Below are 26,125 nucleotides of genomic sequence, written 5' to 3' on the forward strand. Positions count from 1 at the left end.
ATGAATGTCGAGAGCCTGAGCGAACGCGGCGCCCGAGCGCGGCGCGACGAGGAAGTGGATGTCGCCATCGTCGGCGCCGGGCCTTCCGGCTCGGTCGCGGCGCTCCATCTCGCCCGGGCCGGTCTTTCGGTGGTCGTACTGGAGCAGGGCGAGTGGCCCGAATATAACGACTACACCGGGGCGCGGCCGGAGCACGAGCTGGTCAGCACCAAGCTCTGGCACCCCAACCCCAATGTGCGCGACAACCCGAACGACTATCCGGTCGACACCTCGACCACGGACATCAATCCGCTGATGTTTGCCGGCGTCGGCGGCAGTGCCACTCTCTACGGTGCGCAATGGATGCATTTCCTACCCTCGGATTTCCGCGTCCGCTCGCTCGACGGGGTGGCCGAAGACTGGCCTTTCTCTCATGAGGATCTGCTGCCCTACCAGCTCGAGATCGAGCGCGAGGTCGGCGTGTCTGGCCTTGCCGGCGACCCGGCATTTCCGCCACGGGGACCATATCCTTTCCCGGCGCTGCCGATAGGCTCCGTCGGTCTGCGCGGCGCGCTCGGCATGGAGCGCATGGGCTGGCACTGGTGGCCGGGCAGTAATGCGATACCGTCCGAAAAATTCGGCGAGTTGAACGCCTGCGTGCGGCGCGGCACCTGTCTCACCGGTTGCCCCGAAGGCGCGAAGTCGACCACCGACCGTTCGCACTGGCCGCTTGCGCTGAAGGCCGGCGCCCGGCTTGTCACGCGTGCCCGCGTCAAGGAGGTCGAGACCAACGAGCAGGGGCTCGCCACCGGCGTCGTCTATGTCGACGCCAATGGCCGCGACCGGCGCCAGCGCGCCAAGGTCGTCATCCTCTGCGCCAATGGCGTCGGCACGCCGCGGCTGCTGTTGATGTCGGGCGGAGCGAAACACCCGGACGGACTGGCCAACTCTTCGGGCATGGTCGGCAAGCGGCTGATGATGCATCCCTTCGCCAGCATCCTTGCCTCCTACGCGGATCCGTTGGACTCCTGGCGCGGCCCGTTCGGGCAGCAGGTCTATTCGCTCGAATTCTACGAGACCGACGAGCGGCGCGGCTTTGTGCGTGGATCGAAATGGAACTGCATGCCATCGGGCGGTCCGGTCGGCGTCTCGGGCGCTATCGGCTCCAAGGTCTATGTCGCCGAGGAAGGCCGCTTCCAGGATTTCTGGGGCGCCAACCTGCACGAGAATGTCGCCCGCCGCTTCGGTCATTCGCTGATCTGGGGCATTGTCGGCGAGGACCTGCCGGAAGAGGAGAACCAGGTGGTGCTGTCGAAGGATCTCGTCGACTCCGACGGCCTGCCGGCGCCGCAGATCATCTACAAGGTCAACGAGAACTCGAACCGCCTACTCCAGTTCAACATCGACCGCTGCCTGGAATCGGTGCGCGCCGCCGGCGCCATCGAGACGCTCGTTTCCACGCCGGTGCGCGAGTCCGGCTGGCACCTGATCGGCACGACCGTCATGGGCGACGACCCCAAGCGCTCGGTGGTTGACCAGTGGGGTGCCTGCCATGACGTGCCCAATCTCTACATCATGGACGCCTCGACCTTCCCGACCTCGGGGGCGACAAACCCGACTGCGACGATCATGGCGGTGGCGTTGCGCAACACACGTCGCATGATTGCGAAACGTCGCAACCAGAAGGTCGCCTGAGATGAGCAAAGACAAGACGTTCCTCGCTCTTGCGGACTTCCTCATCCCGGCCCACGGCACAATGCCGGCGTTCGGTTCCGTCTGCAGCTTCGCCGATGCCGAACAGGCGCTCGATTTTCGCGTCGATCTCAAGGAAGGATTTTATCGTGCGCTCGACGCCGATCCCTCATTGAGCGCGGAAGCGCATCTCGAAAGGCTGAACAAGGAAGACGGCGCCGCCTTCTCTGCCGTCACGACGATCGCGATTTGCACTTACTACATGAACCCGCGCGTGCGCGAGCTGCTCGGCTATCCCGGCCAGGAAAGCGTGCAGTACGATTCCAAGGCCACCCAGATCTACCTCACCGACGGCTCGCTTGGCCACGTGCTGGCGCGCGGTCGCAAATACCGGCCGACACCCGGCCTCTGATCCGTCCTAAGCAGAAAGGAATAACCCGATGGGTAAGGACATGTTCGACAAGGGCTTCGAAATCCGCAAGGCGGTGCTCGGAGCCGAGTTTGTGGAGAAGTCTTTCGCCAGCGCCGACGATTTCAACCGGCCGATGCAGGAGCTGGTGACCGAATATTGCTGGGGCGCCGTATGGGGCCGCGAGACGCTCGACCGCAAGACGCGCAGCATGCTGAACCTGGCGATGCTGGCTTCCCTCAACCGGCCGCACGAGTTGAAGATGCACGTCAAGGGCGCGATCCGCAACGGCGTCACCAAGGACGAGATCCGCGAGGTGCTGCTGCAGGTCGCCATCTATGCCGGCGTGCCGGCCGGCGTCGACGCCTTCCGCAACGCCCGCGAGGCCCTGCAGGAAATCGGGGCATGATCCAGCGTCCGCCGCTCGCCGAGGACAAGCTTGCCATGCTGATCGGCGGCCGTTGGGCCGCTGCGGCGTCGGGCGAGTATTTCGAGTCCTTCGATCCCTTCACCGGCAAGGCCTGGGCGCTTGTTCCGCGCGCCGGCGTTGCCGATGTCGATGCGGCCGTGGAGGCCGCGTCACAAGCCTTCCGGGGGGAATGGCGGTCGATGACGGCGAGCGCGCGCGGCCAGATCATGGCGCGCTTTGCCGACCTCGTCGCCGAGGAGGCGGAAAATCTCGCCGTTCTGGAGACGCGGGACAACGGCAAGCTCATCAACGAAATGCGGATGCAATGCAAATACATCCCGCAATGGTTCCGCTTCTTCGGCGGGCTGGCCGACAAGATCGAGGGACGCGTCATCCCGATCGATAAGCCCGGCGTTTTCAACTACACCAAGCTCGAGCCTCTGGGCGTCGTGGCGGCGATCACGCCGTGGAACTCGCCGCTGATGCTGGCGACCTGGAAGCTGGCGCCGGCGCTGGCCGCGGGCAATACCGTCGTATGGAAGCCTTCGGAATTCTCGTCGGTCTCGGCGCTCTTCTTCGGCAGGCTGTTCGAGAAGGCCGGCTTCCCGAAGGGAGTCGTCAACATCATCACCGGCTTCGGCCACGAGATCGGCGACCGCATGGTCACGCATCCCGGCGTGGCGAAGGTCGCCTTCACCGGCGGCGACGCCACCGGCCGGCGCGTCTACCAGGCCGCGGCCGGCGGGCTGAAGAAGGTGACGCTGGAGCTCGGCGGCAAGTCGGCGAACATCGTCTTCGCCGACGCCAAGCTGGAGGCCGCGATTCCCGGGTTGGTCTCGGGCATCTTCGCCGCGACCGGCCAGACCTGCATTGCCGGCTCGCGGGCGCTGGTGCAGCGCTCCGTCTACGATCAGGTGGCCGAAAAGCTGGTCGCGTTCGCGAAAACCGCCAGGATCGGCGACCCGCTCGATCCCGATACCCAGGTCGGGCCAATCACGACGCTGCCGCAACACAAGAAGGTCCTCGACTATATCGGCATCGCCCGGGACGAGGGCGCCCAGCAGCTTCTCGGCGGCAAGGTGCCGGAGGACAAGGCGATCGCCGATGGCTGGTTCGTCGAGCCGACCATCTTCGGCAATGTCAGCCAGTCGATGCGCATCGCCCAGGAAGAGGTGTTCGGCCCGGTCCTTTCGATCATTCCGTTCGAGGATGAGGACGAAGCCGTTGCCATCGCCAACGACAGCATCTATGGCCTCGCCGCCGGATTGTGGACGCAGGACATAGGCCGCGGCATCCGGCTGCCGGACCGGCTGGAAGCCGGCATCGTGTGGGTCAACATGTACCGCGCGACGAGCTATCTCTCGCCCTTTGGCGGCTACAAGCAGTCGGGCTTTGGCCGCGAGAACGGCCGCACCGCCATCTACGAATATCTCCAGGAAAAGAGCGTCTGGATCGATGCCGGGAACTCCATTCCGGCCCCGTTCGTCCAGCGCTGAATATTGGCGGGTCGCACGGTCCACCGTCCGGTCCGCCAATCCACACCATCGCCATTCGCCTGCCATAAGCGAGACAGCCGATGTCCTGCTACGAGATCATCGATCCGCGCTTCGGCGACCTTATCGATCCGGTCGCCTTCCTAGAGACGCTGCACACCGGCAACCGCTGGGCGGAAGGGCCGGTCTATTTCGCCGACCTGCGCACGTTGGTCTGGAGCGACATTCCCAACGACCGCATGCTGCGCTGGGACGAGGAGACCGGCGCGGTTTCGCTGTTCCGCGGCAATGTCGCTAATCCGAACGGCAGCACCCGCGACCGCGAAGGCAGGCTTGTCACCTGCATGCAGGGCGAGCGCCGTGTCGTGCGTACCGAATGGGACGGCTCGATCACCGTGCTCGCGGACTCCTTCGAGGGAAGGCGGCTCAACTCGCCGAACGATGTGGTGGTCAAGTCGGACGGCAGCATCTGGTTCACCGATCCCAACTACGGCATCATCTCCGATTATGTCGGGCGCCGGGCCGACCAGGAGCAGCCCGGTTGCCGCGTCTACCGCATCGATCCGCAATCCGGCCGCATCGCTGTCGTCGCCGATGATTTTTCGATGCCCAACGGCCTTGCCTTCTCGCCCGACGAGAAGACGCTCTACATCGCCGATTCCGGTTATCTGACCGACCGCAGCGCGCCGCACCACGTCAGGTCGTTTGACGTTGCCGGCGACAGGCTGGTAAATTCGCGTGTGTTCGCCGAAATATCGCCGGGCATTCCGGACGGGTTTCGGATTGATATCGCCGGCAACCTCTGGATCAGCGCTTGGGACGGCGTCCAGTGCCACACGCCGGCCGGTGAATTGATCGGCAAGATCCTGGTGCCGGAGATGGTGGCGAATGTGGCATTTGGCGGCGCGCGGCACAATCGGCTCTTCATCACGGCGACGACTTCGGTCTATGCCGTGTTCCTGAACGTGCGCGGCGTGAAATATCCGTTCCGCACGTAGAAAGGCTTCGGGCAGGCACCGCCCGGCGGCGGGTTGGGTGGTTTGAGTTGGACACGAAGCAGCTTCAGGTATTCATCGCCGTCGGCTCGGCGGGCAGCTTCTCGAAGGCCGCCCTCGACCTTAATGTCACCCAGCCGATGATCACGCGCCATATCCGCGGGCTCGAGGAAGAGCTCGGCGTCGAGTTGTTCCACCGCAACGGTCGCGGCGTGGTGCTGACCGAAGCCGGAGCGCTCCTGAAATCGCATGCCGACGAGATCGTCGAGCGCATGCGGCTCGCGCAGAACGCCGTATCCAATCTCAGGGCTTCGCCACGCGGCAGGTTGGTGCTCGGCGTTCCGCCCTCCGTCGGGACGGTGCTGACGGTGCCGCTGGTCAAGAAGATCAAGAACGAGTTCCCGAACGTCGCCCTGCAGGTCATCGAAGGCTTCAGCGGCCACATCCTGGAGTGGCTGATCGCCGGCCGCATCGACGCTGCGGTGCTTTACAACTCGCCCAATCACCCTTCGGTGCTGACCGAGCCGCTCGCCGATGACGAGCTTTTCCTGATCGGCCCGGCGCTGCCAGAGCCTCTGCTGCCGCGCGGTCCGGTTGGCCTCGGCGTGCTAGCGGAACTGCCGATGATCCTGCCAAGCCGGCCGCATGGTCTGCGCCGGCTGATCGACAACATCGTCGCCGAACACGGCATCTATCCGCGCATCGAGATGGAATTGGAGGCGATGCCGTCGACGCTGCTGCTTGTCGAGGAGGGCGGCGGCTACACGGTCCTGCCCTATGCGTCCGTGCACCTGCTTGCCGAAGCCGGCCGTATCGAGGTCTGGCCGTTCGACCCGCAGATCACCCGCAAGCTGATCCTCGCGACCTCGTCGCAGAAACCGATGTCCTCGACATTCCGGCCGCTGTTCCGCGCCGTGCGCACGGAACTGAGGGACATCATCTCCACCCATGTCTGGAAGCCGCCGCAGCACAATCGCTGAGGTCGGGCACGACGGCGTGCGGCCTATGCCTTCGGCCGGGCCAGCGGCATGATCGAACCGACGTCGCTGACGTCGCGAAGCGCGCACAGGCTATCGGCAAGCGCGCCGGCATCGATCGCCGGGCTGCCGTACTCGGCGAGGGTGGCGAACTTATCGCGCAGCGCGGCGTCCGTCATCGGCCGTGCCGGACTGCCCGTGGCGGCCAGCTCGCGCACCTCGAAATGCGCCCCATCGCTGCAGCGGACGGAGACATAGGCCGCCTCGACCGGAATGGCTTCGTCCGTCTCGATCGGACGCACCGTGGCGCGCAATGCCTTCACGTCAGGATCGTTCACAGCCGCGTCGCTGAAATCGGCGGCGCCGGCCGTGCCGCGCAACAGAGCGACGGCGACAGCATGCTGCGCGCTGACCTGCGCTTCCCTGCCCGTGGTGACATTGGGCCTGTCGGCGCGGGCCTTGAGCAGAGGGCAGCCGCGCACGGTGATGTCGCTGACGAGATCGGCGGAGAAATCAGGTTTCCGATGCAGGTCAAGGCATGCGTCGATAACGGGGTTGAGCACCACGCCGCAGGGATATGGCTTGAACATGTTGCGCAGGTTTTCCCAGTCGCTGCCGAGTTCGCGCTCGATCAGCTCAGGCTTTGGCGCGTGGCACAACACCTTGAGGAAACCGCGCGGGCCTTCGAGGGGCATCGGCGGTCCTTCGACCCCGCCCTTCGCCATCAGCGCCGCGAGCAGGCCTCCGCGCGCGGCGGTGCCGACGCCCACGCTCTTCGCCATGAAGCCCAGTGTCTCGACGAGACCCGAAGCCTGGGCGGACGCATTGCCGAAGGCCCAGAGGATTTCCTCCTCGGTCAGATCGAGCAGCTTCGCCGCGGCTACCGCGGCGCCGAAGATTCCGCAGGTCGACGTGATGTGCCAGCCGCGATTGTAGTGGCCCGGCGAGATCGCGTTGCCGATCCGGCAGGTCACCTCCACGCCGAGAACGAAGGCATGCAGAAGCTTGGTCCCGCTGACCGGCCGTAGTTCGGCGAGGGCAAGGACGACGGGGGCCACGGGCGCGGTCGGATGGATGATCGTGCCTTGATGGGTGTCGTCGAAATCGAACACGTTCATTGACGCGGCGTTGAGAAAGGCAGCGGTCGGCGCATCCCGCTTCGCGCCATGACCGACAACGGTCGCCGCCGTCCCCGCCGAGAAGGGCGCGAGGCTCGCCGCAAGGCGCAGGATCGCCTGGTCGGACGAACCTCCAAGCGCGGTCCCGAAGCCGTTGAAGAGGGCGCGCAGCGCATGCTCGCACACCGGCTCCGGCACGTCGTTCCATTGCGAATTGCGCACGAACGCGGCAAGCCTGCGCGACAGGCCCGGAGCAATCGCCTGAGGGGAAGTGCCGCTCATCGGACTCGTTCCGGCCGGCGTCAGGCCTGGGCCTTCTTGCTGGCGACCGTCACGCCGGCCCAACCCTCGATCGGCTTGATGATTTCGGTCAGGTCCGCATCGGCGCCGAGGTCGCTCTTCGCCACGGTCAGCAACTGCCGCACCGCGCCGCCGACGATCATCGGCACGCCCAGCGCGTCGCTCTCCTCGAGACAAAGGCGAATGTCCTTGGCCGACAGCCCGATGGCGAAGCCGAAATCGAAGCCGCGGGTAAGGACGAATTTCGGGATCTTGGTCAATGTCGCGTTGGAACTGCCGCTGCCCGAATTGATGACCTCAAGCATGACGTCCGGATCGAGCCCGGCCTTGGTGCCGAGCACGAGCGCCTCGGAAGCGATCGACAAAGCCGTCACCGACATCAAATTGTTGATCACTTTGATCATCTGGCCCATGCCGGGCTCCAGGCCGACATGGACCGGCTTGCCTAGCGTTTCGAGCACCGGGCGGATCGTTTCCATCGTCGCGTCGTCGCAGGCGGCCATCATCGCCAGCGTGCCCTTCTCGGCGCCGCCCACGCCGCCGCTCACCGGACAGTCGGCCAGCGAGATGCCGGCCGCCTTGAGGCCTTGCGCGACAAGGCGCTCCGTCCGCGGACCGGTGGTCGAGAGGTCGATGACGATGCTCGCGCCCTTGGCGGAGGTGAGCCCGTCTTGGCCAAGGCAGACGGCCTGCACGATCTCCGGCGTCGGCAGCGAAAGCAGGACCACGTCGCAGCGCTTCGCCAGCTCCGCGGGTGTCGCGGCCTTGCCGGCGCCCTGCGCGGCCAATGCCTCGACGGCGGCCGCATTGGTGTCATAGACGCTCACGCTATAGCCTGCCGCCATCAGGCGCTTCGCCATCGGCGTTCCCATCCTGCCGGCGCCAGCCAGCCCGAGCTTGAGATCAGTCATTGTCGTCTCCATACGATTTTGCGACGAACGCCCCAAGGCTTTCGACCATCAGGGGCGCCGATCAAAAAGGCGCTCACGGCGCTCCGGCGATCGGGTCGAGGTCGAGGCGCACGATGTCGTCCACGCCCGCCAGCGCCGCGGGATAGCGGGCGAGCACCAGCGGATCGTGGCCCGGGATGATGTGGTTCGGCGTGCTGGCGAGCTTCTTCATGGTGGCGTAGCCGTCCAGCATGTCGGTTGCGCTTTCCAGCACCGGGAAGGGCCGGTTCTGCTCGAAATTGGCGTAGAAATGCGATGCGTCGGAGCCCAGCACCACCCACCCGCGCTGCGTCTTCACCCGGATCACCTGCAGGCCCTTTGAGTGGCCGCCGACACGATGCACGGTGAGGTTCGGAGCGACCTCGGAGACGCCGTCATGGAAGGTCACGCGCCCGGCATAGAGCTTGCCGATCATGCTGGCCACGTCCTCATAGTCGAACGGATGCCTGAGATAGCTGTGGCACATGCAGCGTCCCGTGCAGTAGGCCATCTCCACGTCCTGGACGTGATAGCGAGCCTTCGGGAACAGCTCGTGATTGCCGGCATGGTCGAAATGCATATGCGAGATAATGACGTCCTCGACCTTGTCCGGATCGATGCCGATCATCTTCAATCCATCGCCGACCGGGCGCAGCAGATTTCGCTGGCGCCGGTCCGCGACTTTCGCGTCGAAGCCCGTATCGAACACGAAAGTGCGCGACTTGCCGACGATCGCCCAGACGAAATAGTCGAGCGGCATCGGCCCGTCATGCGGGTCGCCGCCGATGAAATTCGCTGCCGCGTTGCGGTCGTGGTGGCCGTAACGGATGGCGTAGACTTCGTACAATTCGTCCATGGATCGCTCCTCTAGACATTACTCTCGCGCAGGCGATGCCGGTCTGCTTCGACCCTAGCTCAACTTGCCAGCCAGCCTGCTTCGACCGGCAGTACCGATCCGGTCATGTCCCGGGCGATCGGCCCGCACAGGAAGACGAGCAGGTCCGAGATGCTCCCGGCCGAGACGAAGTTGCCGCCCGGCTGCTTGCCCTCGAGGAAGAGCCGCTCGGCCGCCGTCCGGTCGATGCGGCGCTCGGCCATTAGCCTCTCCACCCGTTCTTCCGTGCCGGGCGTCAGCACCGAACCCGGGCAGAGGCTGTGACAGGTCACGTCGCGATCCAGGTTCTCCAACGCCACGGCGCGGGTCAAGCCGAGGATAGCAGACTTCGTTGTCACATAGCCGACGCGATCGGTCGTTCCGCGCATGCCGTAGACGGAGGTAATGTTGAAGATCCGGCCGAAATTCCGGCTGCGCATGTTCGGGAGCAGAAGCCGGATGGCGTGGAACGCGGCGGAGAGGTTGACCGCCAGCGCCAGGTCCCATTGCTCGGTCGGGAACTCTATGACCGGAGCGAAGTGCCGGACGACAGCATTGTTGACGAGGATGTCGATCGGACCGAGCACCGACATCGCAGCATTGATCAGTCCTTCGACGCCCGATAGCGTCGAGAGATCGGCCTTGTGGTAGGCAACACGGGCGCCCGTCTTACGGGCGAGATCGTCGCGTTGCGCCTCGATCTGCTCGGCGTCTTCCAGACCGTGCAGTATTACGCCGCAACCGGCCTCTGCAAGCCTTGCAGCCATCGCCTGCCCGAGACCCGCGGTGGAGCCGGTGATCAAGGCGGTGCATTCGTTGAGCGGCTTCGCCCGGGTGGAGGGCGCTGCTCTCTCAGCTTCCTTCGACAAGCTCAAATCCTGTTCCGCCATTCTGCGAGCATTGCCAAGCCCCTCATTCCTACGATAGTCCGCCAGGCAGGCGACTGCTGCGCAGGTCTCGACTTTATATTGGTACCGGTAACAGAATGCAATCGCAGAAAAGCGGGGAGCCGTGTTGCGATACCGGTGCTCGGGGTGGGTCAGGTGCTCTCGCGCTGGATCACTTCGAACTTGAGGTCGACGACGCTGCCGCGCAGGTGATCGGCGCCGTCGATGATGCGGCTGAGCAGGATCCGCGCCGTCCGCTCGCCTATGTCGTAGCGCGGCAGCCGCAAGGTGGTGATGGAGGGGCTGACATGCCGCAACAGGTCGACGTCGTCGAAACTGGCGAGCGCGATGCGGCCGGGTACTGACCAGCCGCGTCGCTGGCACTCGAACAGCGCGCCGACGGCCAGGACTTCGCCGGCGCAGAAAAGCGCGTCGACCTCCGGCACGCTCTGCATTACCCGCGCGACTACTTCGGCGCCAGCGGCAAGGCCGCGTCCCGTTTCCAGGACCATGCGCGGATCAGGTTCGTGACCCAATTGCTTGAGCGCCGCCAGGTATCCCTTGAGGCGGTCCTGCGAGCGGTCATTATGCACGGAATAGAGGCTGGCGAAGGCGATCTTGCGATAGCCGAGCCTGCCCAGATGCATGGTCATCGCGTAAGAAGCATCGCGATTTGAATAGCTTACGACCATGTCGAGCGGCTCTTTGGGGATGTTGCCGTTCTCGACGACCGGAATGCCCGACTTGCGGATCTTCTCGATCGCCTGTGGCGTATGCTCGGTGCTGTGCAGGACGAGCCCGCCGACCCGGTGGCTGAGGAAGACGGTGATGAGCTCCTCTTCCTCATTGGGATCATAGCCCGATTCCGCGATCATCAGCTGGAAACCAGAGCGCTTCAGGACCTCTGACAGGCCCTTGATCGTCTGCGTGTAGATCGAGTTGTCGATGCTTGGAACGATCAGCCCGATGGTCGTTGAGCGATTCGAGGACAAGCTGCCCGCCAGATGGTTCGGCAGATAGCCGATCTCGCGGACCGCCGTCAGCACACGCTCGCGCATCTCCTCTGACACTTTGCCGGGCTCGTTCAGGACCCGCGAGACGGTCATGGTGGAGACACCGGCGCGAACCGCTACGTCGCGCATTCTGGCGCTGCCATTGCGTCTTTCTTGGTTCTGAGAGGATCGCCTGGGCATCTTGGTTACGCTCGGTCCGGCCGGGGCGCATCAAATCATTCCCTTATCGAACAAACAAGCCGTTGGCGCCGGTTGCAGCAATTCTGTTGTTACCGATATCAAAATCGGGTAATGCCCAAGCGAGGAGGACGCCGCGATGCCGGCGTGGAGGATTGCAATGGGCGTGTATTCCTGCGTCGGCGTGACGGAGCAGTCGCTGCTGCGCTATGCCGATTCCGCGCGTGACGCGCAGCAATTGATCAGCCAGACCATGACCCAACTGTCCGGCTACGCGCTGTTCCTGCTGACGTCGCGCCGCCAGGCGGCGCTGGCCGAGGGCGCTTTGGCTGGAACAAGACAGGCCGTCATGCAAGCGGCAGAAGCGGTTCGCGGCCTGCAGGCGCCAGAGCCGGCCGCGCACCACTACCATCACATGCGCGGTGCGGCCGAGACGCTCATGGAAGCCTGCGCCGCGGCGACGGCGTGCCGCGGGGCGCAGGACAGGTCGGACAAACGGTTCGACACGCTGACACGCGCACTTCGCGCGACGAGCGACCATCTGCGGGCGACGTCGCGCCTGTTGCCCGGCTTCGAGCTCATCGATTTCGGACAGGCCTGTTGCGCCGTCCACGCGCCGGGCCTGTCCGGGCAAGGCATCTAATCAATCAGGAGGATTGAATGGCACACTACTCGATCTGGGTGCTCGAATACGCGGCGGTGGAGAAGTTCCCCTTCAGCGTCATGATGTACGGGCCGCAGCACCAGGGCACGCGCAAGCTTCCCTATGCCTACGCGCTGCTGAAGGGCGGTGGCGAAACCATCCTGATCGATACCGGCTACGACCATGTCGCTTACGGCGAGCAACTGGCCACCGCCTATGGCGTCTCGAACTATCACGGTCCGCGCGCGGTCCTCGCCGAATGCGGCGTGAAGCCGGAGGACGTGACCAGCGTCTTCATTACCCATGCCCATTTCGACCATATGGGCGCCATGCATCTGTTCCCCAACGCCAAATTCTACGTCCAGAAGAGCGAGTTGGACAAATGGGTGTGGGCGCTCACGCTCGGGCCGGAATACCGGTTCCTCGTCGGCGGCGGCGATCCGGCCGATATCGTGCGAGCGGTCGAGGCGGCGAAGGAAGGTCGCATGATCTGCATCGATGGCGACCAGGAGAACGTGCTGCCGGGGATCGACGTCCATCTCGCCGCCGACACCCACACTTATGGCAGCATGTATGTGACTGTCCGCAACGACGGCACCAGCGCCGGCGAGGATCGCTGGATCTTCGCCGGCGATCTCATCTACACCTACGACAACCTGACCGGGCTCGATCCGGCAGCGCCGCAGATCGTGCCCATCGGGCTTGCCGTCGGCAGCCAGCACAATCTGATCTTCTCCAGCGCCGAGATGCTGAAATCGGTCGGTGGCGAGGTGCGCAGGGTGATACCGGTGCATGAAGACCGGCTACGCACGACATTCCCGTCGCGACTGACGGACAAAGGTCTCCAAGTGGTGGAGATCGCCCTCGCCAAGGGCGAGAAGAGCTGCGTCGCCTGAATGAAGAGGAACAAGGCTGGGGGCTGTGCCCCAGCCTTGAAAGCGTCAGAGCTTGTCGGCGCCCGCGACGAAGCCGCCGCCGTCGATCACCACGGCCTGCCCGGTGATGAAGGATGCGGCGTCCGATGACAGGAAAAGCACCAGCTGCGCGATTTCGGACGGGTCGCTGATGCGGCCCATCGGGATCATCGGCAGCACCGTGTCCTTGGCGCTCTGCTCGCTGCCGAACATGCCGCGCAGCAGCGGCGTCATCACCGAGCCAGGCGCGATGGCGTTGACGCGGATGTTCTTGCGCGCGACTTCCAACGCCACCGAGTTGGTGAGGCCGATCACGCCCCACTTGCTGGCGCAATAGACCGCGGTCGTGGCGAAGCCGATGACGCCGAACAGCGACGAGGTGTTGACGATCGCGCCGCCGCCCTTGGCGGTCATGTGCGGGACCTGATGCCTGAGGCCGTTGAAGATGCCGCGCAGATTGACGTCCATCAGCAGGTCGTAATCTTCGTCATCGAGCTCGTGCACTGGCGCGGTCTTGCCCGGGACGCCGGCATTGTTGAAGGCGATGTCGATGCGCCCGAACCGCTCGAAGGCATGCTTGTGCAGGGCCGCCATCGCCTTGCTGTCGCGAACGTCGACTTCCTCGAATTCGATCTCGACGCCAAGCGGCTTGACCTCTGTCTTGAGGCTTTCTCCGGAGTCCGCGCCGATGCCGGAGACGTAGAGATTGGCTCCGGCCTTGGCGAAGGCCAGCGCCGTTGCCCGCCCGATGCCGGTCGTCCCGCCGATCAGGATGACGTTCTTGCCGGAAAAGTCATAGGTCACTTTCATGTCTGTTCCCATCTCGCTCGAGCTGTTACGCGCTCGCGGCGCTCTCCACTTAGACCGCCTCAGCCATAGCCCTAGCCTGATACCGATAACAAGAAAAATCAGCTTGGCAACGTGAACTCGTCCATTTCAAATCGCATGTGATGTCGCAACGGCGAATTTCTCGGGCGGGTTGACGGCGGCTATTGCCGGTCTGCTAAAACTGCCATATGGTACCGGTACCAAGATCAAGCGGCAGGCGCCTCTGTCTCATGTTGGCTCGTGAGAGCCGCAGCGGAGGGGTGCATGCAAGCGGCCGGCAGGGGTGCCCGACGGACACGGCGAAGCCGGTGTCCCGGCGCCCCTGGTCGGAGTCCGAGGAGAGGGAACGGTCGGTCCGCCATGGGCCGGCACCAACGGGAGAGGAGGATTCCCAGATGAAAAGGCTTTTGCTTGCCTTACTGACCGCTGGAACGATGATCGTTTCAACTGCTGTGCAGGCGCAGGACCACAAGACGCTCGGCATCGTCGCGCTGCTCGCCAATGACGCGCTCAACATCGCGGTCATCGGCGGGGCGACGGACGCAGCCAAGGCAGCCGGCTGGGACGTCAAGGTGACCGACACCCAGGCGAGCGCCGATCAGGCCAACGCAGCGATGAACAGCTTCGCGGCCCAGCATGTCGACGCCATCTTCGTGCTGGCCTTCGCCAGCAGCTCGATCGGCTCCGGCCTGGCGGCGGCGCGCGACGCGCATATCCCTGTCGGCACTTGGGGTGGCGAGATCGTCCCCGGCATCGTGGCGACGACCAGCGGCCGGCAGGTTGGCGACGATTCGGTCAAGTATCTCCTGGAGAAGGCCGGCGATAAGGCCAATGTCCTGGCCATGACCTTCCATCCGGGCAAGCTTTGCATCGACCGCGGCATGGCCTTCGACGAAGGAGTCAAGGGCAAGTCGGGCGTCAAGGTGGATTACAGCGAAGTGGTCGCGCCCGGGCAGGTCCAGTTCGGCAACGCCACGGCCGCGGCCTGGCTGACCGCGCATCCGGCCGGCGGCGACACGCCGCTCGCCATCTGGTCGTGCTGGGACGAGCCGATGCAGGGCGCCGTGGCGGCGCTGCGCCAGGCCGGGCGCACCGATGTGACGACAGTGTCGATCAACGGCAGCGCCCAGGCCCTGCAACTGGTCAAGGAAGGCGACATGACGGCCACCGTCTGGCAGCCCGCCTATCAGGAGGGCAAGGAAGTGTTCCAGGCCATTCTCGACTCCATGAAAGCCGGCGATTCATGGCAGCCGAAGACCATCGAGATCCCCGGCGTGGTGGTGACCAAGGACAATGTCGACAAGTTCATGGCCGAACACCCCAATGGCATGTAAGACATACAGGCTGAGCCGCTCCGCGAAACGGAGCGGCTAGGTGTCGGCGCCCGTCTCGGCCGCCGGCGCATGGATGCGCATCCGCGGCCTGACCAAATCCTTTGCGGGCGAACTCGCGCTCGACCGCGCCGATCTCGATATCGAGCGCGGCCGGGTGCACGGCCTTGTCGGCGCTAACGGCGCCGGCAAGTCGACGCTGATCCGCTGTCTCGCCGGCGTCACCAGTCCGGACCAGGGCAGCGTGACCATCGCGGGCAATGAGCTTCAGCTGGGCACGCCGAAGGCGTCCGAGCGCGCGGGCCTCGCCTTCATCCATCAGGAACTCAATCTGATCCCGCATTTCAGCGCCCTGCAGAACATGCTGCTCGGTGCGCCGAAGGTGACGCGGTTCGGCATGATCGACTGGAAGCGCTCGGGCGTCGCCGCGCGCGCCGCGGCCGAGCGCGTCGGCATCCGGTTTCCGCTCGACACGAAAGTCTCGGAGCTCTCGGTCGCCCAGCGCTGGCTGGTCATGATCGGCAAGGCGCTTACCCGCGACGCCAGCATGATCGCGATGGACGAGCCGACAGCCTCGCTCTCCGCGCCGGAAAGCGAGCAGCTCTTCGCCATCATCCGCGATCTCGCCGCCCAGGGCGTCGCCATCCTCTACGTGTCGCATCGGCTGGAAGAAGTGCTGCAGCTTTGCGACAGGATCACCGTGCTCCGCGACGGCCGCATCGTCAGCCAGGCCGAGCGCGGCGCGCTGGATAAGAAGGGATTGGTTCGCGCCATCATCGGCCATGCCATCCGCACGCCGGATGAGCGCGACCGCCTTGCCCCCGACCGCAGCCGGCAGCCGGTCTTTTCCGCACGCTCCATTGCCTGGAAGCAGGCGGTGAAGGATGTGAGCCTCGATCTCTACAAGGGGGAGGTTCTGGCGCTCGGCGGGCTCGTCGGGGCCGGCCGCACCGAATTCGCTCATCTCGTTGCCGGGCTCGCTCGCCCCGAGGCCGGCCATTTCGAACTGGACGGCAAGCGGCTCAATGTCGCCAACCCGTCCGAGGCGGTCGAGACAGGAATCGCCCTGGTGCCTGAGGAGCGCCGCTCGCAAGGGGTGATGCTGCAGCAATCTGTAGCTTTCAACATCAACATCTCAACACTGAAGCTGCTGCGCAGCGTGCCCGGTCTTCCGTTCCTTTCCGACGCCAAGGGCCGGCGGCAGGCGGAAAGCCTTGTCGCCCATCTCGGCATCAAGACGCCGAGCGTGACGGCCAGGATCGCCGGCCTTTCCGGCGGCAATCAGCAGAAGGCGTTGATCGCGCGCTGGCTGAATGCCGGCACCAGACTTTTAATCCTCGATGAGCCGTCGCGGGGCGTCGATGTCGGCGCGCGCGAGGAGATACATGACGCGATCCGCGCGCTTGCCCGCTCCGGCGTCGGCATCCTGGTGATCTCCTCCGACGTCGAGGAACTCACTTTGCTGGCCGACCGCGTCCTGGTGATGCGCGAGGGCCGCATCACCGGCGAACTCACCGGCGCCGACATCACCGAAGCGCACATCATCGAGCTCAGTTATCACGACGCGCATGACGATCAAGGAGAAGCGGCATGACGGCCGAGACTGTCCCCGTGGCAAAGGAAGCGCCGCAGGCCCGCAGGTCCTCGTGGAAGCGGACCGCACTGATCGGCCTGTCGCGCTACGGAACGATCATCGGGCTGCTCTTGATGGTGTTGTTCTTCTCCATCAACGCGCCTGGCGTTTTCCTGTCGCGCGCCAATTTCCTCAACATCCTGAGCCAGGCTTCGCTCACCGCGATCATTGCCAGCGGCTTGACTTATACGCTTGTAGTCGGCGAGTTCGATCTCAGCATCGGCTATGTGGCAAGCTTCGTCGGCCTCATCGTCACCGGCCTGATGGCCTATGAAGGCTTTCCAATCTGGCTGAGCATCATCTGCGCGCTCGCCCTCGGCGCCGGCATCGGCATCCTCAACGGCCTGCTGGTGACCAAGGTCCGGATCAACGCGGTGATCTCGACCCTTGGCATCGGCACGATGCTGACCGGCATCGGCTTCACCTACAGCGCCTTTCCGATCGCCACCGGCATCCCGCGCGCCTTCACCGACATCTCGCTCGGCCGCATCGTCTTCGGTCTGCCCAACCCGGTGATCATCATGGTCGTGGTGCTGCTGGCGCTCTGGACCGTGCTCAACAAGACCGACATCGGCCAGAAGATGCAGGCCGTGGGCAGCAACATGGAGGCGGCGAGGCTGTCCGGCATTCGCGTCGACCGCATCAAGATCTTCGCCTTCGCCACCGCCGGCTTCTGCGCCGCACTCACCGGCACGCTGCTCTCGTCGCTGCTCGGCAGCGGCACGCTGGCCGCCGCCGACGGCTACCTGCTCGACGCCTTTGCCGCGGTGTTCCTCGGGTCCGCCACCTTGCGCGAGGGCGAGTTCCACATTACCGGAACGCTGGTCGGCGTGCTGATCCTGGCGGTCGGCTTCAACGGGCTCAGCATCTTCGGCGCGCCCACCCATTTCCAGCCGATCTTCAAGGGCGGGATCCTGGTTCTCGCCGTCGGCATGTCGGCGCTCGCGCGGCGCTACGCCGCCTCGGCGTGAGAGGCGTCACCGCTCGAGACGGTTTCAGGCGTCAGCCGAGATATTTGTTGAGGATCGACATGCCGCCGGAGCGGATCGTCTCCGGCTTCATCTCGTCGACGATCTCGCCATGCGTCATGACGTAGAGCCGGTCGCAGACCCGGGTTGCGACGTCGGTGCGCTGCTCGACAAGAAGCAGCGAGGCGCCGCGTTGGCGCAACTCCAGCATCGCCTTGACCACGATGTCGACGGCAACGGGAGAAAGCGCCACCGACGGTTCGTCGAGCAGCATGATCTCGGGGTCGCTCATCAGCATGCGGCCGATCGCGACCATCTGCTGCTCGCCGCCGCTGAGGAATGACGACAGCCGCTGGCGATAGGCCTTGAGGACAGGAAAGAGGTCGTAGACAGACGCGAGCAATGTCTGGGTGCGCGCCCGGTCATGGCGCAGATGCAGGGCACCGAGTAGCAGATTGTCCTCGACTGACTGGTCGAGGAACAGGCGGCGCCCCTCCGGCGCGATCGCGGCCAACCCGCGGGCGATGCGGTGGGTGGGGAGCGCCGAGACATCGGTGCCGCCGATGCGGATCAGGCCGCGCCGCTGCTTGACGAGGCCCATGATGGCGCGCAGCACTGTTGTCTTGCCGGCGCCGTTCGGTCCTAGCAAGGCGACGGCCTCGCCCTTGCTGACGCTCAGCGCCACGTCGCGCACGACGTCGAAGCGGCCATAGCCGGCGCTTAACGAGTTGATTTCGAGGGTGGGCTGTTCGCTCATTCGCCGAGATACACCTGTCTGACCACCGGGTCGGCACGCACTTCATCGGCGGAGCCGGTGAGGATCACTTCGCCGGCGTTGAGCACGGTCACGCGGTCGCAGAGCGGGAACAGGAAGCGCGTCTGGTGCTCGATGATGATCATCGTCACGCCCTGAGTCTTCAGACTGGCTAGGATCGCGGCCAGATGCCTGACCTCCTCGGCGGACAGTCCGGTCGCCGGCTCGTCGAGCACGATGATGTCCGGCCCGGCCACGCAGACCGAGGCGAGCTGCGTCAGCTGCTCGATGCCGTGCGGGACGTCTGCTACCTGCCTCGCCGTCCAGTCGCCGGCGCCGACGAGGCTGAGAGCCTCGCTGGCACGGCGTTGCATGGCCGCGAGGTCGCGCCGGCCGGAGGCAAGCATCGGCCAGAGCGGCGCGCGGCGGACGATGCGCGGCACGCGATCGAAGAGCCCGACCATGACGTTCTGCGTCGGCGTCAGTTCCTTGACCAACTGCGCGGCCTGGAAGGTGCGCCGCAGTCCCAGCCGCGAGCGGCTGCTCGCCGGCATGCCGTCGACGCGTGTACCCTTGAGTAGGACTTCCCCGGCATGCGGCGTCAGGCGGCCAGATATCACATTGGCCAGCGTGCTCTTTCCCGAGCCGTTCGGGCCGATCAGGCCATGGATATGGCCGCGGCGGACGACCAGGTCGATATTGCGCAGGACCTTCGGGCCGAGCCCGTAGCCGAATTCGATGCCCCGGCACTCCACGATGACCTCGGAGTCTTTTGGCGAAGCGTACGAGGGCGCAATAGCGGGCGGGGCAGTCAAGGCTTCGGCCGCGGCGGCATCTGCCACCTGGGCTGTCCCGCCGGCGCGCCGTGCAAGCGCGCGCCGCGCAATGCCGACGACACCGTCGGGCAACAGCGTGATCGCCAGGATCGAGAGCGCTCCGTAGACGATCTCCTGCAGCCAGGGATTGATGTTGACGACATTCGGGAACATCGAGACGAACATGGCGCCGACGACCGGACCGATGCTTGTGTTGATGCCGCCGATCAGCACCATCACAAGCACGTTCAGCGACACCGACCAGTCGAACTGGCTGGGAGAGACGACGCCGAGGAACGAGAAGAGCCAGCCTGCCCCTCCGGCCATCGCGGCCGAGACGCCGAAGACGCCGACCTTGATCGCCGCCGTGCGCGCGCCGGCGGCCTCAGCGAACGGCTCGGCGTCGCGGATCGAAAGCAGGATCGGGTAGAGCGGCGAATGGCGAATATTCCAGACCAGGCCGAGGCAGGCGAGCAGCGCCAGCATGATGCACCACACCAAAGGTGTGCCGAGCCATTCCAGGCTTGCCGGGAAATCCGGAAAGGCCGGGCCGAGCAGTCCCTGTAGGCCGCCGGTGACGGTGACCATGTCGGTCGCCAGGACCGTCAGCACCAGCGTGAAGATGAAGGTGGTGATGGCGAAGTAGAGGCCGCTGACCCTAAGCGACATTGCGCCCACGGCCATGCCGATCAAGCCCGTTGCCGCCAGGACCAGCATGAGCAGGCCGAAGACGTTCCAGCCATAGTCGTTGGCAAGGATCGTCGTCGCGTAGGCGCCGATTCCGAAAAAGCCGCCTTGGCCCAGCGAATACAGGCCGAGCATCCCGGCCACGAGGTCGAGGCTGATCGCAAGGATGCCGAAGACAGCGGCCACCAGCAGTAGGCTCTGCAGGCCGAGGTCGGTTTGGGCGACATAGGCGGTGGCCGCTAGATAGGCGATCAGGGCAGCGGCCAGCCCGGCGGCGCGCCAGCGGCCGATGCGAAGCCTTGGAGCGGCGGCGCCCGACTGATTATCGAATGCAGGGGCCATGCTCACCTCAGCCGCGCGTCATGGCCGCTCGGCGCGGGCGAAACAGTGGATTGCTGGTGCTGAACAGGCCTTTGGGCGAGACGATCAGGATCAGCACGAGCACGATGAAGGGGAACCAGTCCGAGGCCTGTGAATTGATCAGCGCGTTGGCGCCTTCGGCGCAGACGCCGAGCAGCACGCCGCCGAACATCGCCGCTATCGGCCGCTCGGTGCCGCCTCCGATCATCATGGCTATGAAGCCGTAGGTCCCGAACGTATCGCCGAGATAGGGATTGGCGAAGGTCGAAGGTCCGATGAGCAGGCCCGCGATCCCCGCGTAAACGGCGGAGACCGTGAAGGCGACGATCGCGACGATTGCTGTGTTGGCGCCGATGGCCGATGCCATCTCGGGATCGGCTGCCGTCGCCATGCCGAGCTTGCCGAACAGCGTATAGCGCCGCACGATCTCGAAGCCGGCGGCAAGCACCGCGGCGGTGACGATGGCGAGAAGCTGCTGGGCAGTCAGCACCGCGCCGCCGATCGGCAGGCTGATGCCGTTGAGGATCGGCGGAAAAGCCTGCGACGTCGGGCCCCAGATATAGGCGGCCGCATTTTCGACGATCACTGCGAAGCCTAGCGTCGACACCAGCCAGCCGAAGCTGAAGCGGTTCGACAAAAGGATCGGCCGCACCGCGATGACATAGGACAGGATGCCGACGATGCACGAGCACGCCAGGCCGGCAAGCGCGGCCAGCCAGACCGGATAGCCGGAGGAGGCGAGCTCGGCGGTGACCATGACGGTCACCATCATCAGCTGGCCCTGCGCGAAATTGATGATGCGGGTGACGTAGAACGAGATCGCGAGCGCCATGCCGATCAGACCGTAGATCGATCCTATCGCTACCCCGCTCAACACGAATTGCAGCACTGGTGGCTTGCCCCTCTCCCCTCGCCGGCGTCGCCTCCTCAGCCGGCTTGACCGCCTCGCGGGAGACGCTTCCGTCGGATAGCCGCCCGAATTCAAGATGAACCGTCGGGCGGGGGTTCCATGCCGCAATTTGTCCAGCTCTGGCCTGCTGCGCCGGTGTCAAAAACCTAGTCGAAAATGACCGTCCGGAAATAGCTGATGCGAGTGACATAACAGCTATGAGCGCAGCGATTGAACGGCGTTTCGGAACGGTGAAACGCGGGGCGCGGCGAGGCGGTCCAAGGCGTCTTTCGGCGCGCGGTTTTAGGAAGTTGGTTTGGTATAAAAGCAAGTGGGAGCAATAAGTTATCCTAGATGCCGAGCTCCCTTTTTGCGATACCGATGATCGTGCCCGGTCGGCTTCTCCAGTGGCATTGACAGGGTCGCTGAACCGGCTTCGGGGCGCTGGCGCTCGCGTTGACAAGGCCTGGCGACGGGATAGCAAAATCCATCACCGAGAGGGCGCGGGAAGCGCAGGGCAATTGAGCGATCGGGTTGTCGGTTCCTGCCCACCGATCGCAGGGAGGAAAATCAGACATGAGAAAACTCGCGACGACTTCCGCGATGTTGCTGGCCACGACGGCGTTCTGGGGGCTCTGCGTTCAAGCCAGCGCGGCGGACGAATATCTCATCGGCCTCATCGCGGGAACGACCGGCGCCTATGGTTCGACCGGTGTCGCCACGGTGAACGGCTCGCAGATGGCGGTCGACGAGGTCAACGCCGCCGGCGGTGTCGATGGCCACACCTTCAAGCTCGACCCGCATAACGACAATGCGTCGGCCACGCTGTCCGGGCAGCTCTATGAGAAGCTGATGTCGCAGGGCGCGATCGCTATTGCCGGCTCGCCCGACACCGGCCCGGTCACGGCGCAACTGGCTGAGCGCCATAAGTTCCCGACCATCGGCGTCGTCGACGATGGCGGCCTCACCGTCAATCCGGACGGGCCGACCAGCCCGCCGAACCCGTGGGTCTTCGACTTCGGTCTCAACACCTTTGCCTGGGGCGAGAAGATCGGCCAGCATGCATTGAAGCACTGCCCCGATGGCCTCGCGGTGCTGCATGATCCATCCACATACGGGCAGGGCGGTCTGTTCGGCATCCAGCTTGCCTATGACAAGGCCGGCAAGAAGATCGCCATGGATCACACCATCACCGAGAACTGGTCGACGGGCGCGACCGCTGGCCTGATGCCGGAGGTCAACGCCATCAAGGCCGCAGGCATCAAATGCGTCGACGTGTGGCTCACCCCGCAGGACCAGGCTGCCTTCGTGCAGGACCTGCATTCGATTGGTTACGACGCCATCGTCTACGGCAATGACGAGACCAACGCCGACGATACCTACTCGAAGCTCGCCGGCGACCTTGCCGATGGAACGATCACCGCGATGCTGACGACCGAGCTGCATCCGGGTCCGGAACTTCTGGCGTTCAAGGACGCCTACAAGAAGAAGTTCAACGTCGATGCCACGCCCTTCTCGGCGGGCGCCTATGACAGCATCAAGATGCTGGCGCAGGTCATCAAGGACGTGAAGTCGACGAATCCGAAAGACCTGCAGAAAGGCTTCAACGCGGTCCAGGGCTTCAAGGGCATGACCGGCAATATCAGCTTCTCCGAAAAGAGCCACATCACCATCACCGCCGAGCAGGTGACGCTGGTCAAATACGACGCCAAGAGCAAGACCTGGGTCGAAGTCACGGATTGACGTCTGGCTTAAAAACACACGGGCCGGTCCATCGGGCCGGCCCGGAGCCGTTTTTGATGTCCGTTTTCTAGAGCTGAACCATCCAGCTTTCAGGAACGAGGCGGAAGCCATCCCCCGCCTTCACCAGATGCGCGAACCCGGGCAGATGCAGGTGCCCGCCGGTGACGAGCAGCCGCTCGTTGGCGACATGCTCGAAGATCTTGCGGCGGTTTTCATGCGCCAACGCTTCATCAACGTCGAACTCGCTGGTGACCTGCGGCCGCGGAATCTGGATCTCCGGCACGTGCACCGTGTCGCCCCACATCACCAGCGTTTCGCCGGCCGAGTCGAGCTGATAGCCGCTATGGCCGGGCGTGTGTCCAGGCAGCGGAAGCTGCCGGATGCCCGGCACTACCTCGCCGCCTTCGGCGGGATGGAAATGACCCCGATAGCTGGACAGCAACGCATCGGCCGAACCGGTATAAGGCCGCGCCGCGGCGGACTTTTCAGCCTTCTCGGGATTGGACCAGAAGTCGAGATCATCCCGGTGAACGATGACTTCAGCCCGTGGAAAGAGCGGCTTGCCCGAAGTGTCCATCAGGCCGCTCGAATGGTCGGGATGGATATGGGTGAGCAGGACGGTGTCGAAGTCCGTGGGCTTGAAGCCGGCGGCTTCGAGATTCTGCGGCAGCAGCCCCATGGAATAGACCGTGGTCGACCCGCCTCCGGCGTCGACCAGGACGGTGTTCTTGCCCGTCTCGATCACGAAGGCATTGACGGTGAGACGCGGTTCCGTGTGCCGGAACTGCTCGCGCATCAGGCCCTCCATGTCGCCGCGATCCGTCCCGCGCAGGATGGCCACGCTGATATCGAGGAAACCGTCATTGATGACGGTCACCATGGCATCGCCCACTCGGCGTCTGTAGACCCCCGGCGTCTGTTTGCGCGGCTCGTCCGTCATCATTTCCTCCCGGTGCGACAGGCGCCTTTGGCGCCTCCTCTTGTCGCTCAGCAGTTTTGCGCGATTGGCAAGGCGGAGTGAAGCGATGAGGCAGTGCGGAATCAGGATAACAGCTATGGCGCTTGTCGCATGACAGGCCTTGCCGACGATGCCGAAAGTGTCCGGCTTTCAACCCACCGCACAGCTCAGGCGTCCGATGCCCCGCCCGGCATGAAACATAACTGATATTCCCTGGGCGGATATGTCTTGAGCCAGCCAAAAAGGGGATGGTCGCGGCGAGGAAAAGCAGGTCGCGAAGGGCTTCGCGACGGGCCGGCAAGGCCTGGTTCGGGAGGTGGCGCAATGGCCAAGGCGCGGTTGTCGCAGGAGGGCGTGGTGTTCGCGCTCGCCGTCGCGCTGTTCGTGGTTTTCGCCGCCACGCTGAACAATTTCCTGACCGCGGGAAATCTGATCGCTCTGGTGCGCAGCGTCTCCATCCTGGGCATATTGGGCCTCGGCATGGGGCTGGTCGTCATCGGCCGCGGTATCGACCTTGCCATGGTGGCGACCATGGTGGTGTCGCTGTCCTGGGTGCTGTCGATGGCGCAGGCCGGTATGCCCTTCGACACGGCTCTGGTCTACGGCGCCCTGCTGGCACTGGTCATCGGTTTGGGGAGCGGCATCCTGATCGCCTATGCAGACATTCCCGCCATCTTCACTACGCTTGCGATGGGCCTCGTGATGTATGGCTCGGGACGCGCCTTCCTGTTCCAGATCGACGTTCAGAACTCGCCTGCCGGCGTCGACTGGTTCGACTTCCTTGGACGAGGGGCTTTCCTCGGCCTGCCGATGCCCATCGTCGCCTTTGCCGTGCTGGCCGCACTGGTCGCGCTGGTGTTGATGCGCACGCGCTTCGGCCGCTTCGTCTACGCGGCCGGAGACAATGCGCTCGCCGCGCGCATCACCGGCCTGCCGCTGCGCCCGCTGATCGTGGCGCAATATGTGATCAGCGCTCTGATCGCTTTCCTCGCCGGCGTGGTGATGGCCGCCGCCGTCTCGGGAATGAGCACGCGGGTCTACAACTCGACGATGATCTACGACGTGCTGCTGGTCGTCGTGCTCGGCGGCATCAGCCTCAGCGGCGGCCGCGGCAGCGTGCGCAACGTGCTGGTGGGGACGCTGCTGGTCGGCGTGCTCCTCAACGGCATGACCATCCTCGACATCACCTACACGACGCAGAACCTCATCAAGAGCCTGATCCTGCTGCTCGCCATCACGGTCGATAGCTTCATCAACCCCAGGGACGAGCAGACTTCGCAACAGAGCCAGGGCGACATCTGAAGACAAGCTTTGCAATCCAATGGGAGGAAATCATGAAATTCAGAACTATCCTGGCGGCCGGGCTCATGGCACTCGGCCTGGCGGGGGCCGCACATGCCGATGACGGCCTCGACAATCCGTCGCGCAATCCGTTCTACGACGGCCTCAAGGGCAAGCGCGTCGTCTTCATTCCGCTGGCCATGGGCTTCGACCTGACGGAGGGCTGGGCGGCGATCATGCGCAAGCAGGCGGCCGACCTCGGCTACACGCTCGAGATCCGCGACCCGAACTGGAGCACGGATGCCGGCACGCGGGCGCTGACGGCGCTCATCGCCGAAAAGCCAGACCTGATCATCGCGCACAATCCTGACGTCCAGTCCTATGCGCGCCTTTTGAAGCGTGCGATGGACGCCGGCATCAAGGTGGTCCAGCTCAACCTGGAATCGGTAGTGCCGACCGACGCCTATGTCGGCGCCGACTGGTCGCGCGTCGGCTATATCGAGTCGGACGCGCTGGTGAAGCAGTGCGGCACGGGATCGGGCAAGTCCGGCAAGATCGCGATCATCCGCGGCCAGCCAACAGCGGCGTCGGACCTCTACGAGCTCTATGCCTACAAGCAGACCTTCGCCAAGGACCCGGCGATCAAGATCGTGTCCGAGCAGGCCGCCCAGTATGATCCGGCCAAGGCGCGCGCCATCATGGAGACGGTGCTGCAGCAGCATCCCGATCTCTGCGGCGTGGTCGGCAACTGGGACAACCAGGATGTCGGCGCGGGCGCTGCCATCCAGGCGGCGGGCAAGGCAAACGACGTCTATGTCGTGACCTCGGGCGGCGGCAACCAGATCGGCTGCGACAACATCCAGAAGGGGCTTCTCGACCTGATCATCAGCTATGACGTGCCGCTGCAGGGCAACGCGATCAACCAGCAGATCGTCCAGACGCTGCTGTCGCCCGCCAAGGCAGGCGAATCGAAGACCTCCTACTACACGCCGCTGACGCTGCTGACGAAAGACAATATCGGTCCGCGCACCTGCTGGTCGCTCGACCAGTTGAAGTGAGCCGGGGCAAG

The 26,125-nt window shown here is 64.7% G+C and carries 24 protein-coding genes; 14 read left to right on the forward strand and 10 right to left on the reverse strand.

Going from position 1 to position 26,125, the window contains the following annotated elements:
* The 6 genes from EJ072_RS22575 to EJ072_RS22600 all read left to right on the forward strand — a co-directional run bounded on the left by EJ072_RS22575 (position 1) and on the right by EJ072_RS22600 (position 5,957).
* On the forward strand, positions 1–1,674 hold the full coding sequence (locus EJ072_RS22575) for a GMC family oxidoreductase (protein ID WP_126081363.1): 1,674 nt from the start codon (positions 1–3) through the stop codon (positions 1,672–1,674).
* A gap of 1 nt (position 1,675) precedes the next feature.
* Positions 1,676–2,083: a hypothetical protein gene (locus EJ072_RS22580; protein WP_126081364.1), complete on the forward strand. Its 408-nt coding sequence runs from the start codon at positions 1,676–1,678 to the stop codon at positions 2,081–2,083.
* A gap of 28 nt (positions 2,084–2,111) precedes the next feature.
* Positions 2,112–2,489 (forward strand): carboxymuconolactone decarboxylase family protein, encoded by a 378-nt coding sequence (locus EJ072_RS22585; RefSeq protein WP_040985791.1) that lies wholly within the window; start codon positions 2,112–2,114, stop codon positions 2,487–2,489.
* Complete coding sequence (locus tag EJ072_RS22590) at positions 2,486–3,985, forward strand: aldehyde dehydrogenase (protein WP_245466954.1); 1,500 nt, start codon at positions 2,486–2,488, stop codon at positions 3,983–3,985. Before EJ072_RS22585 ends, EJ072_RS22590 begins: the two co-directional genes overlap by 4 nt.
* An 80-nt stretch (positions 3,986–4,065) precedes the next feature.
* Entirely contained in the window at positions 4,066–4,980 is a 915-nt protein-coding gene (locus EJ072_RS22595) for an SMP-30/gluconolactonase/LRE family protein (protein WP_126081365.1), read from the forward strand.
* A gap of 47 nt (positions 4,981–5,027) precedes the next feature.
* Positions 5,028–5,957, forward strand: coding sequence for a LysR substrate-binding domain-containing protein (locus EJ072_RS22600; protein WP_126081366.1), 930 nt, complete (start codon positions 5,028–5,030; stop codon positions 5,955–5,957).
* 23 nt (positions 5,958–5,980) lie between these two features.
* Here EJ072_RS22600 and EJ072_RS22605 read toward each other — a convergent pair whose 3' ends face one another.
* From EJ072_RS22605 to EJ072_RS22625, 5 genes are all read right to left on the reverse strand, one after another.
* Positions 5,981–7,354, reverse strand: a complete 1,374-nt coding sequence (locus EJ072_RS22605; protein ID WP_126081367.1) for an MmgE/PrpD family protein — start codon at positions 7,352–7,354, stop codon at positions 5,981–5,983.
* Between the two features lie 20 nt (positions 7,355–7,374).
* Entirely contained in the window at positions 7,375–8,319 is a 945-nt protein-coding gene (locus tag EJ072_RS22610) for an NAD(P)-dependent oxidoreductase (protein WP_292019070.1), read from the reverse strand.
* Positions 8,320–8,356: 37 nt separating this feature from the next.
* Positions 8,357–9,157, reverse strand: coding sequence for an N-acyl homoserine lactonase family protein (locus EJ072_RS22615; RefSeq protein WP_126081369.1), 801 nt, complete (start codon positions 9,155–9,157; stop codon positions 8,357–8,359).
* 59 nt (positions 9,158–9,216) lie between these two features.
* Positions 9,217–10,044, reverse strand: a complete 828-nt coding sequence (locus EJ072_RS22620; protein ID WP_210211603.1) for an SDR family NAD(P)-dependent oxidoreductase — start codon at positions 10,042–10,044, stop codon at positions 9,217–9,219.
* 170 nt (positions 10,045–10,214) lie between these two features.
* Complete coding sequence (locus EJ072_RS22625; protein ID WP_210211604.1) at positions 10,215–11,204, reverse strand: LacI family DNA-binding transcriptional regulator; 990 nt, start codon at positions 11,202–11,204, stop codon at positions 10,215–10,217.
* Between the two features lie 208 nt (positions 11,205–11,412).
* Between EJ072_RS22625 and EJ072_RS22630 the strand changes: the two genes are divergently transcribed.
* Together EJ072_RS22630 and EJ072_RS22635 are read left to right on the forward strand one after the other, a co-directional pair.
* The gene (locus tag EJ072_RS22630) at positions 11,413–11,895 is read left to right on the forward strand and encodes a hypothetical protein (protein ID WP_126081372.1); all 483 of its coding nucleotides are present in this window, start codon (positions 11,413–11,415) and stop codon (positions 11,893–11,895) included.
* Positions 11,896–11,912: 17 nt separating this feature from the next.
* Complete coding sequence (locus EJ072_RS22635; RefSeq protein ID WP_126081373.1) at positions 11,913–12,791, forward strand: N-acyl homoserine lactonase family protein; 879 nt, start codon at positions 11,913–11,915, stop codon at positions 12,789–12,791.
* A 45-nt stretch (positions 12,792–12,836) separates the two neighbouring features.
* On the opposite strand, the gene EJ072_RS22640 is transcribed toward EJ072_RS22635, so the two are convergent.
* Positions 12,837–13,619, reverse strand: coding sequence for an SDR family NAD(P)-dependent oxidoreductase (locus EJ072_RS22640; protein WP_189343076.1), 783 nt, complete (start codon positions 13,617–13,619; stop codon positions 12,837–12,839).
* Between the two features lie 413 nt (positions 13,620–14,032).
* On the opposite strand from EJ072_RS22640, the gene EJ072_RS22645 reads away from it, so the two are divergent.
* The 3 genes from EJ072_RS22645 to EJ072_RS22655 are packed head-to-tail and all read left to right on the forward strand — an operon-like array spanning position 14,033 to position 17,572.
* Positions 14,033–14,971 carry a sugar ABC transporter substrate-binding protein gene (locus tag EJ072_RS22645; protein WP_189343077.1) on the forward strand — a complete coding sequence of 313 codons (939 nt, stop codon included), beginning with the start codon at positions 14,033–14,035 and terminating at the stop codon, positions 14,969–14,971.
* Positions 14,972–15,011: 40 nt separating this feature from the next.
* Complete coding sequence (locus EJ072_RS22650) at positions 15,012–16,562, forward strand: sugar ABC transporter ATP-binding protein (protein ID WP_126081376.1); 1,551 nt, start codon at positions 15,012–15,014, stop codon at positions 16,560–16,562.
* Complete coding sequence (locus EJ072_RS22655; protein WP_126081377.1) at positions 16,559–17,572, forward strand: ABC transporter permease; 1,014 nt, start codon at positions 16,559–16,561, stop codon at positions 17,570–17,572. The genes EJ072_RS22650 and EJ072_RS22655 overlap by 4 nt, the downstream gene beginning before the upstream one ends.
* Positions 17,573–17,603: 31 nt before the next feature.
* Here EJ072_RS22655 and EJ072_RS22660 read toward each other — a convergent pair whose 3' ends face one another.
* From EJ072_RS22660 to EJ072_RS22670, 3 genes are read right to left on the reverse strand one after another with little or no spacing between them, the layout of a single operon-like run.
* Complete coding sequence (locus EJ072_RS22660; RefSeq protein WP_126081378.1) at positions 17,604–18,326, reverse strand: ABC transporter ATP-binding protein; 723 nt, start codon at positions 18,324–18,326, stop codon at positions 17,604–17,606.
* Positions 18,323–20,167 carry an ATP-binding cassette domain-containing protein gene (locus EJ072_RS22665; RefSeq protein WP_126081379.1) on the reverse strand — a complete coding sequence of 615 codons (1,845 nt, stop codon included), beginning with the start codon at positions 20,165–20,167 and terminating at the stop codon, positions 18,323–18,325. The genes EJ072_RS22660 and EJ072_RS22665 overlap by 4 nt, the downstream gene beginning before the upstream one ends.
* A 7-nt stretch (positions 20,168–20,174) precedes the next feature.
* Positions 20,175–21,074 (reverse strand): branched-chain amino acid ABC transporter permease, encoded by a 900-nt coding sequence (locus EJ072_RS22670; RefSeq protein WP_126081380.1) that lies wholly within the window; start codon positions 21,072–21,074, stop codon positions 20,175–20,177.
* A gap of 576 nt (positions 21,075–21,650) precedes the next feature.
* Here EJ072_RS22670 and EJ072_RS22675 point away from each other — a divergent pair.
* On the forward strand, positions 21,651–22,817 hold the full coding sequence (locus EJ072_RS22675) for an ABC transporter substrate-binding protein (RefSeq protein WP_126081381.1): 1,167 nt from the start codon (positions 21,651–21,653) through the stop codon (positions 22,815–22,817).
* Between the two features lie 67 nt (positions 22,818–22,884).
* On the opposite strand, the gene EJ072_RS22680 is transcribed toward EJ072_RS22675, so the two are convergent.
* The gene (locus EJ072_RS22680) at positions 22,885–23,757 is read right to left on the reverse strand and encodes an MBL fold metallo-hydrolase (protein ID WP_189343078.1); all 873 of its coding nucleotides are present in this window, start codon (positions 23,755–23,757) and stop codon (positions 22,885–22,887) included.
* A 342-nt stretch (positions 23,758–24,099) separates the two neighbouring features.
* On the opposite strand from EJ072_RS22680, the gene EJ072_RS22685 reads away from it, so the two are divergent.
* Complete coding sequence (locus tag EJ072_RS22685; protein WP_126081383.1) at positions 24,100–25,077, forward strand: ABC transporter permease; 978 nt, start codon at positions 24,100–24,102, stop codon at positions 25,075–25,077.
* 32 nt (positions 25,078–25,109) lie between these two features.
* Positions 25,110–26,114: a sugar ABC transporter substrate-binding protein gene (locus tag EJ072_RS22690; RefSeq protein ID WP_126081384.1), complete on the forward strand. Its 1,005-nt coding sequence runs from the start codon at positions 25,110–25,112 to the stop codon at positions 26,112–26,114.
* Positions 26,115–26,125 lie beyond the last annotated feature (11 nt).

The organism is Mesorhizobium sp. M2A.F.Ca.ET.046.03.2.1 (genome assembly GCF_003952425.1).
Lineage (GTDB): Bacteria > Pseudomonadota > Alphaproteobacteria > Rhizobiales > Rhizobiaceae > Mesorhizobium.